The sequence below is a fragment of the Tianweitania sp. genome (assembly GCF_032053605.1).
Taxonomy (GTDB): Bacteria; Pseudomonadota; Alphaproteobacteria; order Rhizobiales; family Rhizobiaceae; genus Tianweitania.
Map to the genome: position 1 here is coordinate 26,532 of NZ_DAMBUH010000023.1, position 14,674 is coordinate 41,205.

Sequence of the window (14,674 nt, forward strand, 5' to 3'; positions counted from 1 at the left end):
GTCCGTCAGCGACCCAGCCATGGATGAGATGCAATCCGCGCTTGTTCGAAAGCCTGGATCTGTTCGGCGTAAGTGAAGGTCATCTCGATCTCATCGAGCCCGCGCAGGATGCCCTCTCGTGCAAACGGATCGATGCTGACGGGATGCGTGCCCAGATTGGCCGGAAGGACCACTTCGCTTTTTTCGAGGTCGACGGTCACTTGCGCTTCCGGGAACTCGGCGAGATGTTCGGCAAGCGCGTCGCACAACGCGACCGGCAAACGAACCGGCACGACGCCGTTTTTCAGCGCATTGTTGTAGAAGATATCGCCGAAGCTCGGCGCGATCAGTGCGCGAATGCCGTGATCGACCAGCGCGTAGACCGCGCCTTCGCGTGAGGATCCGCAGCCGAAATTGTCTTCAACGAGCAGGATGGTCGCGCTGTCTGCGCCCGGCTTGTTCAAGGGAAAGGCAGGGTCGAGTTCACCGCGTTCATTGCGACGAATGTCGTGGAACAGGAACTGCCCGTAGCCCTGCGCCCGATCCGCCTTGAGGAAGCGGCCGGGGATGATCTGGTCGGTGTCACAGTTCACGCCGGGAACTGCGACGACCTTCGATGTCTCACTGGTGAAAGCTCTCATTTGTCCCTCACATGCGCCGAACATCGGTGAGACAGCCGCTGATGGCAGCGGCGGCAGCCATGGCCGGGCTGACCAGATGCGTGCGCGCGCCTGGGCCCTGGCGGCCAACGAAATTGCGGTTCGAGGTGGACGCACAGCGCTCGCCTGGACCGACCACGTCGCCATTCATCGCCGCACACATGGAGCAGCCGGATTCACGCCATTCGAAGCCTGCTTCCTTGAAGGTCTGGGCCAGGCCCTCGACTTCCGCCTGTTCCTTCACCTGCGTTGATCCGGGCACGACGATGGCCGGGATCACCGCCTTGCGTCCCTTCAAGACGGACGCTGCCGCGCGCAGATCCTCGATGCGGCTGTTGGTGCAGGAACCGATGAACACCTTGTCGAGCTTGAGCCCATCGAGCGGCATGCCGGGGGCGAGTTCCATATATTCAAGCGACTTCGCGGCAGACTTGCGCTTGTCGGCATTGTCGAAGATCGTGGGGTCCGGCACGTGGCCGTTGATCGCAACGGCATCCTCGGGGCTCGTGCCCCAGGTCACCATCGGCGCGATCTCGGCACCCTCCAGCACGACCTCGCGATCGAAAACAGCGCCTTGGTCGCTGACGAGTTCGCGCCAATGCGCAACCGCCGCATCCCATTCCAGTTCGGCGGGCGCGTAGTGCCGGCCTCGAACATAAGCGAAGGTCGTTTCGTCGGGTGCCACCATGCCGAAGCGCGCAGCTGCCTCGATCGACATGTTGCACAGCGTCAAACGCGCTTCGATGGAGAAGTTACGTACAACCGGTCCGGCGAATTCGATGGCATAACCACCCGCACCCGCCGCACCGATCCTGGCGATCAGCGCCAGCATTACATCCTTGGCCGTGACGCCCTGCCCCAGCGTACCATTCACGGTGACCCGCATGGTTTTCGGCTTCAACTGCCACAAAGTCTGGGTCGCGAGCACATGGGCGTTTTCGGACTGGCCGATGCCGAACGCGATCGCGCCCAGCGCGCCTTGTGTCGACGTATGACTGTCGGAGCACACTATCGTCAGGCCTGGCAGGGTGATGCCCTGTTCGGGTGCCACGACATGGACGATGCCCTGTTCCCGGCTCGTCAGACCGAAATGGCGCAGGCCACCCCATTCCATGTTCTCGTCGAACGTGTCGATCATCTTGGCGATGGCCGGACTGGCGGCATCTTCCGAGCGCCGACCAAGCGTGGGCACGTAGTGATCGGCAACGCCGAAGATCTGCTTGGGCCGGCGCGGTTTCAGGCCGCGACGCTTGAGATCGGCAAAGGCATGGAAGCTGCCTTCGTGGATCATGTCCCGGTCGATATAAAGCAGCGACGGCCCGGCCGGATGACGCAGGATCTCATGCTCGTCCCAGATCTTGCCTAGCATCGTGCGAGGTGCGGCATCGGCTGCCATGATCGTCTCCACTTGAAGGTCCGGCGCTGGCAAAGGGCTGGCGCCGAAACCCTGATGCGAGTTCAGCTCGACGCGCGAAACGCCGCGCAGATCTCGCCCGCCGGTGCGTTCCACACACCGTCATGCGAAAGGATGTAGTCGAGGACCTCCCGCAGATATTCGATGCGGTAAGGCATGCCCGAAACCCAGCTATGCAGCGGCAGGCTCATCACCCGACCGCCGCCTTCAGAGCTTTCGCGGTAAAGCACGTCGAAGCGATCCTTGACCTGCTGAACCCATTGCGGCTCGGACTGGAAATATTCGTCTGCCACAACCCGATCGTCGGTTTCATAGGCGAGCGGCATGGCGATCAACGGCCCAGCCCCGGTGCGCATCTCGTAGGGCAGATCGTCATTGGCCCAGTCCAGGCCATAGGCGACGCCGTTGCGGGCAAGAATGTCGGGCGTGTTGAAGCTCTGGGCCCGGCCCGGCGAAAGCCAGCCGGTGACCGCCTGCCCGCTTTCCTCGCGCAGGAGGCGCAGGGCTTCGGCCACGATGGCGTTTTCCTCGTCCTCGGACAGACCCGAATGATGCACCTTGCCCATGTCGAGGCCATGGGCGACGATCTCGTGGCCGCCTTCAACAACGGCGCGCAGCAGAGCCGGATAGCGCTTGGCGATGATGCCGTTGATGGCAAAGCTGGTCTTCAGACCCTTTTCGCCTAGCAGTCGCAGCACGCGAAACACGCCGACGCGATTGCCGTAGTCGCGGTTGGTGTAATAGCGGAAGTCCGGATAGGGCATCGACAGCGCGCCCGGCGCCTTGAATGGCTTGGACGGCATGTCGAGCGGGAAATACTGGACATGCGTGACCACCGACAGCGCGATCCGTGCGCCGTTCGGCCAGGTGATCGGCTTGCGCTGGAACATGTCCGACCAGTCGTAACGGTCATGATCCATGCCGTAACGGCGATGCGGGTATTCCAGGTAGTTGTCGGGCAGCGGCATCAGCGTGATCCCCCTTCCGCATTATGCGCCGCCATTGCGGCGTTGAAGGCGTCGTAAGCGCCTGATGCATGATAGGCTTCGGCGATCTCGCGACCCGTCGTCTGCCAAACGCCGTCATGACCGGCGATGTATTCGATCGCTTCGGCAAAGGCGTCGATGCGGTGCGGCTGGCCGACAAGGTAAGGATGAAGCGGGATGCACATCACCGTGCCGCTGTCCGCACCTTCCTTGTAGAGCTGGTCGAATTGGCGCTTGATGATCTCGCCGTAATGGCGCGGCGTGACCTTCTGCGTGTTGTAAACGATGACGTCGTTCATCTCGAGCGAATAGGGCATCGAGATCAGTCTGCCGCTCTTGACCTTGACCGGCATGGGCTGGTCGTCATGGAACATGTCGCAGGTATACTGGATGCCGGCTTCCGACAGGATGTCCATGGTCCAGAAGTTGTTCGACAGCGCCGGCGACAGCCAGCCGGCAAGCTCCTGACCGGTATGCTTGCGCACCGTATCGAACGCGTCGCGGATGATCTCGCGCTCCTGTTCGATCGTCATGTTGTAGACGTAGCGGGTGTTGTAGATGCCGTGGGAAAAGAACTCCCAGCCGCGATCCGCACAGGCCTTGATGATTTCGGGATGGTGGTCGCACAGCGCGACGTTGAGCGACACTGAACCTCGAAAACCGGCGCGATCCATCGCCGCCATCATCCGCTGCCAGCCGACGCGATTGCCGTAGTCGCGATGCGAATATTGCAGCACGTCCGGGTTCGGTCGCGCCCACGGGGTGCGGGTCGGATTGTTGGGCGGATCGTATTCGTAGAACTCGATGTTCGGCGCGATCCAGACGGCGATCTTCTTGTTGCCCGGCCAGACGATCTTCGGTCGCTCGTTCCAGGGCAGATAGTCGTAGAGACCGAGATCGGACTGCATCGGCTTTGCGTCAGCGGCCATCTCAGCGCGCCTCCGGCTGGTACGCCTCGTACCAGGCGATTGCTTCGGCAACCGGGATCACGTCGCCATACTTCACTGAAATGTCGTAGAGATTGGCGAAGTGCGGGCTTTCATGCTTGTCGGCGACGCATTCTTCCGGGACCACAACCCGGTAGCCGCGCGAAATCGCATCCACGACGCAGGCGCGCACGCAGCCGGACGTCGATCCGCCCGTAATCACCACCGTGTCGCACTGATGCCAGACCATGAGAGATTGCAGGTTCGTCTCATGAAACGGCGACGCCATGCGCTTGTTGATGACGATGTCTTTGACATGGTCGATCTTGAGGCGCGGGTCGAACTCAGCCCGGCGCGAGCCGACCTTGATGTTCTGCAGCGAGTCCGGCGTATCGGTCCGGGTTCCCCAGACGCCGCAATCCTCGCCCGAATCCATATAGGCGACATAGGTCCAGGTGGTCGGCAGGCTCTTCTGCCGCGCTAGGTCGGCGAGCGTGTTCACATAGTCGAGCTGCTTGGGATCTGTTTCATAAGCCGTCGCGAATTCACCAACGGCGGTGTAAGCACATTGAAGGTCGATATTGATCAGCATCGGCTTACGCCCGAAACCGAAGCGCCGGCGCGTCGGGTTGGCCTTGGCATGCTCGAAAAGCTGGCGTGCCGTGAGCGATGACGTTTCCATACTGGCCTCCTGTTCCTCCTGAGCCTGCATCCGCGCCGCGACCGGAAAGATGTTCCAGCCGAGCGCCTGCAAGCGCATCAAGATTTTATTGTTATCACTTTATACCATTTGTAAAGTTCAAAAATGACCCTGTTCAGTGCTTCTCTCAACCCGCATATTTTGCGTGCATTTGGCGCCGAGATGGGCACTTGCCATGGAAGATTGTCGCGCTTGAGGGGCTTGAATTCGGCGGCTTTTCGCAGCCTTGCCCTAGCGGCTTTATCAGTCGCACCACGCCTCTCAAGTCGCCCGCTGTGCAGCCAATAACCTGCGTTGTGGATAGCTTATGTTGCGGAAAGAGCAGCTCCGACGGTAGATGATACGTTACCAAACGGCGGCGTGGTGTCGGCAGAGGAGATATCGAGATGAACAGAACCCTTGCTGGCATTCTGCTTGCTTCGGCAGCGATGGCGATGCCTACAGCAGCCTTCTCGAAGACGTTTGTTTATTGCTCGGAAGCATCCCCCGAGGGCTTCGATCCCTCCCATTATACTGCCGGCACGACTTTCGATGCCTCGGCACATCCGATCTACAATCGCCTGCTCGACTTCCGTCCGGGAACAACGGAGATCATTCCCAGCCTGGCGGAACGGTGGGAGGTTTCGCCGGATGGCAAGGCGTATACGTTCCACCTTCGCAAGGGGGTGAAGTGGCACTCCAACGAGACATTTACGCCGACCCGCGAGTTCAACGCGGATGACGTCATCTTCACCTTCGAACGCCAGGGCGACCCGAAGAACCCCTGGCACGAATACCTGCCGGGTACGAGCTATGAATATTACCACTCGATGGAATTCGACACGCTGATCGAGGCCATCGAGAGGGTCGACGATCACACCGTCCGCTTCAAGCTGAGCCGTCCGGAAGCGCCCTTCCTGTCGACGGTGGCGCTGCACTTCACGTCGATCATGTCGAAGGAATATGCCGACCAGCTTCAACAGCTTGGCAGGCAGCCGGACTTCAACACCCAGCCTATCGGCACCGGACCCTTCAAGTTCGTGGCCTACCAGCAGGATGCCGCAATCCGTTACCAAAAGAACCCGGATTACTGGGGTGAGAAGGCCAAGGTCGACGATCTGCTGTTTGCCATCACGCCGGACGCCGCGGTGCGTCTTCAAAAGCTGAGGTCAGGCGAATGTCACCTCATGCCTTATCCGGCGCCTGCCGACATCGAGGGGATCAAGGCCGATCCTCAGCTCAAGCTCGAGGAGGAAGCCGGCCTGAATGTCGGCTATCTCGCCTACAACACGCAGATGGCGCCGTTCGACAACCCGAAGGTCCGCAAGGCCTTGAACATGGCGATGAACAAGCAGGCCATCGTGGATTCCGTGTTCCTCGGCGGTGCGCAGCCTGCCAAGAACCCGATCCCGCCGACGATGTGGTCCTACAATGATCGTGTCGTCGATGATCCGTATGATCCGGAGGCGGCAAAGAAGATTCTGGAAGAAGAGGGTGTCCGCGACCTGAAGATGAAGCTCTGGGCCATGTCGGCGCAGCGCCCCTACATGCCGAACGGTCGCCGCACGGCCGAGATCATGCAGGCCGATCTGGCCAAGGTCGGCGTTACGGCCGAGATCGTCAGCTTCGAATGGGGCGAATATCTCGCGAAGTCGATGGAGCCTGGGCGCGACGGCGCCGTAATCCTGGGCTGGACAGGCGCGAGCGGCGATCCCGACAACTTCCTGTCGGTACTGCTGACCTGTGCGGGTGCCGGCAGTGGCGGTGCAAACCGGGCCTTCTGGTGCAACGAGGAGTTCTCATCGCTCGTGGCAGAGGCCAAGGTGAACGCGGATATGGGCGCCCGGACACGCGCTTATGAAAAGGCGCAGGACGTGTTCAAGAAGGAGGCGCCGTGGTTCACGATTGCCCATTCCACCCAGTATGTTCCCATGCGCAAGGAAGTCGAAGGCTTTGTGGTCAGCCCGCTTGGTGACTACACGTTCGAGACCGTCGATCTGGCGGAATGATGCCCTGCCTGATGCGAAAAACTTCAATGCGAGTGAACCATGTCTGACTTCGCCAAGGATCTCGAAAGCCGCTTCGTGCGCTATTGCGCCATCGACAGCCAGGCCGACGACAAGAGTGGCACACATCCATCCAGTTCGGTGCAGATCGAGATGGGTAAGGTTCTGGAGCAGGAGCTTCGGGAAATCGGGGCAAGCGATGTGACGCGAAACGATCATGGCGCGGTGTTGGCGACGATCCCCGGCAACAGGAGCGGTCCCACGATCGCCTTCATGGCGCATATGGACACCACACCGCAGTTCAATGCCACGGGCGTGAAGCCGAGGGTGATCCGGACCTATGATGGCGGTGACATCCGCTATCCGGACAACGCTTCACTAGTTCTTTCGCCGGAACAGGTTCCTTATCTCAGCGAGAAAGTCGGCGATACGATCGTCACGGCGTCCGGAACCACGCTGCTGGGCGCCGATGACAAGGCCGGCGTTGCCATCGTCATGACGGCGGCCAAGCATCTGATCGACAATCCCGATCTACCGCACGGTCCGATCAGGATCTGCTTCACGACCGATGAAGAAATCGGCAAGGGCGTGTACCCCGCTTTGGTTCAGGAAGTCGGCGCCGACTTCGCTTATACGTTCGATGGCCAGAAGGTGGGAGAGATCGAGTTCGAGACCTTCTCCGCCGATGAGGCAATCATCCGCATCGAAGGCGTTTCGATCCATCCCGGTCTGGCCAAAGATCAGCTCGTCAATGCCGTCGTGCTCGCCTCCAGGTTCGTTGCTGCGCTTCCGCGGGACATGAGCCCGGAAACGACCGAGGGGCGTGAGGGCTATGTTCATGCGACGGAAATCAGCGGCGGCTCGTCTGAGGTCGTCATTCGCGTGATCATCCGGGACTACGAGCTGGATGGACTGGCAGCCAAGGGCCAGATGATTCAGGATATAGCTGCCGAGCTGCAGGCGTTTGAGCCGCGTGCGAAGATTTCCTGTAGCATTCGCGCGCAGTATCGCAACATGCGCTATTGGCTGGAGAAGGACAAACGCCCCGTGGATCTGGCGGAGCGGGCCATGATCGAGATCGGCCAGACGCCCAAGTTCACGGCCTTCAGGGGCGGCACGGATGGTTCGCGATTCACCGAGATGGGCCTTCCTTGCCCGAACCTCTTTGCCGGCATGCAGGAGATCCACGGACCTCTGGAATGGGTCTCCGTGCAGGACATGGAAGTTGCGGTCGCGTTGATGCTCAAGATCGCGGAACTTGGTGTTGGAACGTCGGAATGAGTGCCCCTGTTTACAAGTCGTTCGACCAATCGCTGGCCGAGTTCGAAGATATTGCGGCAGCGGTGGCGCCGATCTCCGTGGAGGAGCTGAAGGCGCGCATTGCGAAGCTGCAGGGGCTGATGCGCGAGGAAGGGATCAAGGCGACCTATCTCGATACCTCAACCAGCCTCACCTACTTCACCGGCATGACGCTCGGCGCGAGCGAGCGTCTGCATGGCGCGATCATCCCTGTCTCGGGGGAGCCGATCTATATCAGCCCGGCTTTCGAAGAACCCAAGACACAGACGCTGATCCAGATCGAAGGCCAGATCGCAGTGTGGGAAGAGCATGAAGATCCCGCCTCGCTTGTTGCCCAGCTTCTCTGTGGCTTGAACGCCGAGGGCGACAGCTTCGCGTTCGACCCCATGACGCCGTTCGTATTCTCCAGCGCGATCACCGAACAGGTCGGCGATCGCCTGAAGGTCAGGAGCGCGAAAGCGATTATCGCCAAGTGCCGGCAGATCAAGTCGGCCACGGAGATCGCCATCATTCAAGCCGCGATGAGCGCCAGCCTGCGCGTCCACAAGGCTGTTTGGCAGGGGCTTCGTGAAGGGATCTCGACCACCGAGGTGACGGACTTCATCGCAGCCGCGCATGCAAAGCTTGGAATGCGACACATCTTTGCGGCCGCACAGTTTGGCGAGGCCACCGCCTACCCCCATGGAGTGCCCTACCCTCAGTCGCTCAGGAACGGTGATATGGTGCTTATCGATCTGGGTGCGCACATTCACCGTTACTGTTCCGACATCACACGCACCTATGTGTTCGGCACGCCGACAGAGCGACAGCGGGAACTCTGGATGCTGGAGCGACAAGCGCACCGCGCTGCTTTTAACGCCGCACAGCTCGGCACCCCTTGCGAGGAGGTGGATTTCGCCGCGCGTGGAGTTCTGACCGATGCGGGCTTCGGTCCAGACTACAAGGTGCCAGGCCTGCCGCATCGCACCGGACATGGGCTCGGCATGGACATGCACGAAGAGCCCTATATCGTGCGGGGCAACAAGACCTTGCTCGAACCCGGCATGGTGTTCTCGGACGAACCGATGCTTGCCCTTTACGGCCAGTGCGGCGTGCGGCTCGAGGACATCATCTATATGTCCGACACTGGCCCCGTCTTCTTCACCGAGCCGTCGCCATCGATCGATCAGCCATTTGGCTGAGCGGCGCTTGCGCAACTTGGATGGACTAGCGAGCAAAGCGTTCTTGCTTTCCAGGCTTCATCTCCCAACAAACACCATCATACTGCAAATGCATGATGCGCTGATCTGACGGCGACGCGATCCTCCTCGGCAACATCGGGGAGGATCGACGCATCATGTGGCAGAGTTTGGCGATGCAGGCGGAGGCGTCGAGCCTTCTTGGATATGCCGCAGCCTATGCAGCCATGCTTGTCACGCCTGGACCGAGCTTTGCCGTGGTTTCGCAGACAAGCCTTTCCGCCTCACGCCGGGAAGCAACGACTGTCGCCATCGGACTTGCCTGCGGCGCCAGCCTGCTGATCCTGCTGATCCTTCGCGGCACAACGAGTTTGCCCGTGTCGCAGGCGCTTGGAAGCATCGGTCCCTTTATCGGTACGGCCTTGTTGCTGCTGATTGGCTTGCGGACGGTTCGACGGGCACTTCTTGCCGAAGCAGCAAACGGTTTGCCAACAAGAAAAGCCAGAAAGGGCAACCACTTTACGATCGGTCTGCTGACCGCACTGACCAATCCGATCAGCTTCGCCTTCTTTTCCAGCATCGCATTGGCGGCGCATTCGGCAAAGATCGGGATGATCGATACGGTCCTGCCGGCCGGCGTGTTTCTGATGGCGCTGTCATGGTTCGGGCTGGTGGCCGTGTTGCTCTCGCTTCCTTCGGTCAAGACGCTTTATGGGCGAGCATCACGAACGCTCGATGGTATAACCGGAATGCTCTTGATCATCATCGCCCTGTCCTGGCTGGCAACTTAGCCGTCGGGCCTACCTCGGGAGCATTGTTTCCAGTTCGTCCAGCACGCGGGGCCAATGCTGGAAGAACAACAGCTGACCGGCATCCTCGACGATCTCGATATCGAGATGAGGGAAGACCGGCATGAGTTCGCGCACGGTTTGTGCTGGTGTTTGCGGGTCTTCCGCCCCTTGCAGCAGGCGCACTGGCACTGGGCAGGCACGAACCAGATCGGCCCAGTCGTTTTCGCTGTCGATGCACTCGCGGGCAAAGACATCGTGCGCGGAATGCTCCGGCCCAAGGCAGATGTCTGATCCCAGCAGGATCGCTGCGCGGATATCGGGATCGGAGAAGGTGCGCAGGTCGGCCGGCGAACTCGCATTCACCGACCGGAAGAAGCTTTCCTTGCCGACCGAGCGGGCAAGTGCAAAGCCCGAGCGAACGAGGAATGGAAGGATCCTCGGAGCATAACGTGCATTGGCAAGGATGAAGCGGTGCCATTTGCCCATGCGCTCATATTGCCGCGCATTCACCACCGGCAGCGCTGCCGAACACCCGAAGATGCCGGTCAAACGCGCGGGATCAAGACGCGCAAGCGCCATGGCAAAGCGAAGATCGGCGCCAAGCACGAGCGCTGCGGCCTTTGCGATGCCGAGATGATCGAGAAGCCCTCGCAAATCGGAACCCACGCCGTCCCGATAGCTGACCTTAGACGGCAAGGGTGCCGAGAACCCATAGCCTGGCCGGACAACAGAGATGACGCGGATGCCGCGTTGTTCGGCAGCAATCTCGGCCTGTCTCGACCACCGGATCATTCCGTAATCCAGGGGTAGGAAAAGGAGCGGACGACCGCCGGGATCGCCGAACTCGATCCAGTCGGAGCGGCGACCATCCGGCGTCAGGCGTGACCGGAACGGGATCGGCAGAAGCGTGGATGCGCCCAGAGCTCCGTTGCGCGACGCCGGGATCGTTCCCACCACATCCATGAGACCGAGCGTCAGCCGGATCAGCTCGGTTTGCGAATGGGTTTCCGTCTTGGCCAGGATCGCGCTGATTTGGGTGCGCACCGTTGCCAGGGATCGGCCACGCTCCTCCGAGATTTCGCGTAAGGAGCGACCTTCCGCCAGCGCGCGGACCACTTCCACTTCAGCTGCGGTCAGATTGAACGCCTCGCGCATGGTCTTGGACAGATGCGCCGGCCAGCCGAGCTCCGTCGTCCGCACAAGAACGAACGGCGTTTGCCCGTTTCCCGGCAGATAGAGCGCGACATGAAACAGGATCGAGCGATCGCTGTTTGCTGACGTGAAGCGGAGCAAGGTCGGCTCGGGTGTCTTCGCCGGAAGCTGGCGCCGGATGGCAGCCTTCAGCTTGGCGACGTCCTCGGAATGGAGCGGCAGGCCGTCGAGCGCCCTTCCCGGTGCGAGCCCGAGCGTCGCACGGGCGGCCTCGTTGACGCTATCGATGCGCAGAGCTTGATCGACCAGAAAGGCGGCTTTGGCTTCCAGGTCGAGCGGGGAGCGTCCGGCATCCGCCTGGAGGTCGAACAAACGCTGGAGAAAGATGTCGGCGCGCTCGAGATGGGCTTCGATGCCGGTATCGGCCGCGATCGGCAGGCTGGCTTCCTCATCCGCCTTCAGCCGAAGCACGGACAGGCGTTGCTCCCAGATATCGAGCATCGCTTCATAGCGCGAGGGATCGACCGCAACGTCGTAGATCCGCTCGATGATTTCCGACGTCTCATCTGGCTTGGCCATCATCCGCCGCCACAGTTCGCGAATTCCCTTGCGTAACACGATCCAGCGTCACTGCACATAGAGCCGTACCCGCAAGGAAGCGCCAAAACGGTCGATTGCCGTCATTGACATATACGCAAATTGCACCTAAGTAATACGCACAATAGATATTAGAGGTAAGTGATGACCCAGGACGACTTCCTTTCAGCCTATGATCCCAGCGCGTTTCCCCAGCTCGCTGTCACGGTCGATCTCGTTCTTCTCGGCTTGCGCAACCAAGCCCCGGCCGCGCTCGTGCTCCAAAGAGACGCGCAACCGTTCGAAGGTTCCTGGGCCCTGCCCGGCGGCTTTGTTGGCGAACGAGAAACGCTGGAAGCGGCTGCCTTGCGTGTCATGCGCGACAAGGCAGGGATTGAAGCTGCGCATCTGGAACAGCTTTACACATTCGGTGCGCCAGAGCGCGATCCGCGTATGCGCATCGTGAGCGTGGCCTATCTGGCGCTGTTGAACGAGGCGGCCTTCGCTGCTGCTTTGCGGCAAAACAAGGCGCTTCTGCCTGCGCGTATCGACGCCCCGCTTTCCTACCAAGATGATGTCGCGATCTCTGTGCGCAACGAGGATGACGAGGCTCTTCAACTCGCCTTCGACCATGCCGAGATCCTGGCCACCGCGATCCATCGCCTGCGCGGCAAGCTCGATTATTCGCCCGTCGGCTTCGCGCTTCTGCCCGAGCAGTTCACCCTGCGCCAGTTGCAGGATGTGCATGAAGCCATCAGCGGGCGGGCGCTGAACAAGCCGGCCTTTCGCCGGCGCATGCAAGATAAGGGCTGGATCAGCCCGACCGGCACACGGGAAGAAGGCACCTCCTTCCGACCCGCGGAACTCTTCGTTTTCAACGACAGGCCCCTAGGAGACTGACATCATGGCCACCATCCGCAGCTTTGGCTTTCTTTCCCAGCTCAGAAGCGAGGCGAGCAGCCACATCGTTCACTTCCGCAAGGGCACGATCAAGCGCAGCGGGCGCGGTCTGGTGTTCTGGTTCAATCCCGAAACCGCCAGCATCGCAGAGTTGCCCATGGACGATCGCGAGATGACGCTGTTCGTGCGCGGCCGTTCGCAGGACTTCCAGACACTGGCCGTTCAAGGCACGATCGGCTGGCACGTGGCTGAGCCCGAAAAGCTTGCCGCCCGTGTGGACTTCTCGATTGACCTTTTGACCGGCCAGCTCAAAGGCGAGCCTATCGAGAAGATCGAAGCGCGCATCGCCGGCATCGCCAATCAGGCCGTTCTGCAGCGCCTTGCGCAAGCACCCGTTCGTGCCCTGCTGGATGCCGGGCCTGAGACATTGCGCGAAACGCTCGAAGTGGTGCTTGGCACGGATCCGGCACTGATTTCGATCGGCATCGCCGTGGTGTCCGTGCGCCTCACCAATCTCGCACCATCGAGCGAACTCGAACGCGCTTTGCAAACGCCGACCTATGAAGCGCTTCAGCAAAAGGCGGACGAAGCGACCTTCGAACGCCGCGCCCTTGCAGTGGAAAAGGAGCGCGCCATCGCCCAGAACGAGCTGGCCACAAAGACCGAGCTTGCCCGGCGCGAAAAGCTGCTGATCGCCGAAGAAGCCGAGAATGCGCGCAATCGTGCCGCTGGTATCGCCGAAGCCCGGCAGGTGGAAGCTCAGGCCGAAGCCGAGCGCATCCGCCTGGTGGAAGGCGCGAAGGCGCAAGCCGAGCAGCAGCGTGTTGCGACCTATCGCGATCTGCCGCCAGCAATCCTGCTTGGCCTCGCGGCACAGGAACTCGCCGGCAAGCTTGATACGATCGAACATCTGAACGTGACGCCCGATCTGCTCGCTTCCGTGCTTGGCGAGTTCCGCAAGGCGCCAGTCCAAATCACGGGACGATGAGCCATGAGCGGGGCGCTTACCCCACGCGCGGTTTTCGTGACGCGCGAAACCGACTACGAACTCCTGATCGCGCGCCACGCCACGCGCGGTCAGGCCCGCTTCTTTCTTGAACGACGTGACCAGCGCATCGAGGATGTCGAAGCGCGGCATGACCGCTTCCATGCGGTTTTGCTCCGAGCGCGGGCGAGCGTTCCCGCCGACTGGCGACAGACGCTCGTCCGCCGGTCCGATCTCGACCGCTTCCAGTTTGCGTCTGACGACGTGATCGTGCCTGTGGGCCAAGATGGGCTCGTCGCCAACGTTGCAAAATATCTCGATGGCCAGCCCGTGCTGGGGGTTAATGCCGCACCCGATCTTTATGACGGCGTGCTGGTTAGCGTAGCGGTCGAGCACCTCACCAGGCTTCTGGTCGCGAGCGTCAACGCAGCGGCCGAGATCGAGCACCGGACGATGGTGCAGGCCATGCTGGATGACGGGCAGCGGCTCACGGCACTTAACGAGATCTTCGTTGGTCATGGCAGCCATCAATCCGCGCGCTACCGCATCGAAACGGCGGAAGCGGCCGAAGATCACTCTTCCAGCGGCCTGATCGTCGCTTCCGGAACAGGCGCGACGGGCTGGGCGCGTTCGATTGCCGAAAGCACGCATCTGGCGATCAGCCTTGGCCGGGAAGAGCAAGCCGTCGGCTTCTGGGTCCGCGAGCCCTTTCCAAGCATCGCCACGGCAACGACCCTGCGCGCGGGCAAGCTGACCGATATGCCGCTCACCGTCACGTCGCGCATGAACGAAGGCGGCGTCATCTTCGCCGACGGCATCGAACAGGACCGCATCGCCTTCGATTGGGGCCGCACTGTTCACCTTTCGGCGGCAGATAAGACGCTCAACCTGGTGAAGGGTGCGTGAGGGTGGAACGGCCGATAAGCTTGCTCAGTCAGAGCATTGCATAAGCTCGCCTTCTACTGAGCTCTAACCATGCACTCGGCCGCGCTCGGCACCGGATAACTTTGGACTCTTGCCCATTCCCGTCGTTCCTCTAACAGGAATGGGCTTCCTTTTCGAAGCGACTGGTTATCGCTTCAAACTCACGCGGTTCTTGCGCCGCCGGTCAACCGCACAACCAGCACGAACAGGAACGGCACGA

Annotated in this window: 13 protein-coding genes; 7 read left to right on the plus strand and 6 right to left on the minus strand. The window is 61.0% G+C overall.

Annotated elements, in window-relative coordinates; translation table 11 throughout:
• Positions 1-5: 5 nt before the first annotated feature.
• The 5 genes from leuD to RTX98_RS08035 all read right to left on the minus strand — a co-directional run bounded on the left by leuD (position 6) and on the right by RTX98_RS08035 (position 4,646).
• Positions 6-620, minus strand: coding sequence for a 3-isopropylmalate dehydratase small subunit (gene leuD, locus RTX98_RS08015; protein WP_312795825.1), 615 nt, complete (start codon positions 618-620; stop codon positions 6-8).
• Positions 621-627: 7 nt separating this feature from the next.
• A complete protein-coding gene (gene leuC, locus RTX98_RS08020; RefSeq protein WP_312795827.1) occupies positions 628-2,034 on the minus strand; it encodes a 3-isopropylmalate dehydratase large subunit in 1,407 nt (468 codons plus the stop codon).
• Positions 2,035-2,096: 62 nt separating this feature from the next.
• On the minus strand, positions 2,097-3,020 hold the full coding sequence (locus RTX98_RS08025; RefSeq protein WP_312795829.1) for a polysaccharide deacetylase family protein: 924 nt from the start codon (positions 3,018-3,020) through the stop codon (positions 2,097-2,099).
• Positions 3,020-3,967: a polysaccharide deacetylase family protein gene (locus RTX98_RS08030; protein ID WP_312795831.1), complete on the minus strand. Its 948-nt coding sequence runs from the start codon at positions 3,965-3,967 to the stop codon at positions 3,020-3,022. The genes RTX98_RS08025 and RTX98_RS08030 overlap by 1 nt, the downstream gene beginning before the upstream one ends.
• A gap of 1 nt (position 3,968) precedes the next feature.
• The gene (locus RTX98_RS08035; RefSeq protein WP_312795832.1) at positions 3,969-4,646 is read right to left on the minus strand and encodes an isochorismatase family protein; all 678 of its coding nucleotides are present in this window, start codon (positions 4,644-4,646) and stop codon (positions 3,969-3,971) included.
• Positions 4,647-5,050: 404 nt separating this feature from the next.
• Between RTX98_RS08035 and RTX98_RS08040 the strand changes: the two genes are divergently transcribed.
• The 4 genes from RTX98_RS08040 (at position 5,051) to RTX98_RS08055 (ending at position 9,917) form a co-directional block, all read left to right on the plus strand.
• A complete protein-coding gene (locus RTX98_RS08040) occupies positions 5,051-6,652 on the plus strand; it encodes an ABC transporter substrate-binding protein (protein ID WP_312795834.1) in 1,602 nt (533 codons plus the stop codon).
• A 39-nt stretch (positions 6,653-6,691) separates the two neighbouring features.
• On the plus strand, positions 6,692-7,930 hold the full coding sequence (gene pepT, locus RTX98_RS08045; RefSeq protein WP_312795836.1) for a peptidase T: 1,239 nt from the start codon (positions 6,692-6,694) through the stop codon (positions 7,928-7,930).
• Positions 7,927-9,129: a Xaa-Pro peptidase family protein gene (locus tag RTX98_RS08050; RefSeq protein WP_312795837.1), complete on the plus strand. Its 1,203-nt coding sequence runs from the start codon at positions 7,927-7,929 to the stop codon at positions 9,127-9,129. The genes pepT and RTX98_RS08050 overlap by 4 nt, the downstream gene beginning before the upstream one ends.
• A gap of 155 nt (positions 9,130-9,284) precedes the next feature.
• The gene (locus RTX98_RS08055; RefSeq protein WP_312795838.1) at positions 9,285-9,917 is read left to right on the plus strand and encodes a LysE family transporter; all 633 of its coding nucleotides are present in this window, start codon (positions 9,285-9,287) and stop codon (positions 9,915-9,917) included.
• A 9-nt stretch (positions 9,918-9,926) separates the two neighbouring features.
• Here RTX98_RS08055 and RTX98_RS08060 read toward each other — a convergent pair whose 3' ends face one another.
• The gene (locus RTX98_RS08060; protein ID WP_312795839.1) at positions 9,927-11,648 is read right to left on the minus strand and encodes a LuxR C-terminal-related transcriptional regulator; all 1,722 of its coding nucleotides are present in this window, start codon (positions 11,646-11,648) and stop codon (positions 9,927-9,929) included.
• Positions 11,649-11,810: 162 nt separating this feature from the next.
• Between RTX98_RS08060 and RTX98_RS08065 the strand changes: the two genes are divergently transcribed.
• The 3 genes from RTX98_RS08065 to RTX98_RS08075 are packed head-to-tail and all read left to right on the plus strand — an operon-like array spanning position 11,811 to position 14,436.
• Complete coding sequence (locus RTX98_RS08065; protein WP_312795840.1) at positions 11,811-12,545, plus strand: NUDIX hydrolase; 735 nt, start codon at positions 11,811-11,813, stop codon at positions 12,543-12,545.
• A gap of 4 nt (positions 12,546-12,549) precedes the next feature.
• Positions 12,550-13,533, plus strand: a complete 984-nt coding sequence (locus RTX98_RS08070; protein ID WP_312795841.1) for an SPFH domain-containing protein — start codon at positions 12,550-12,552, stop codon at positions 13,531-13,533.
• Positions 13,534-13,536: 3 nt separating this feature from the next.
• Positions 13,537-14,436 (plus strand): hypothetical protein, encoded by a 900-nt coding sequence (locus RTX98_RS08075; RefSeq protein WP_312795843.1) that lies wholly within the window; start codon positions 13,537-13,539, stop codon positions 14,434-14,436.
• The last annotated feature ends 238 nt before the right edge of the window (positions 14,437-14,674 follow it).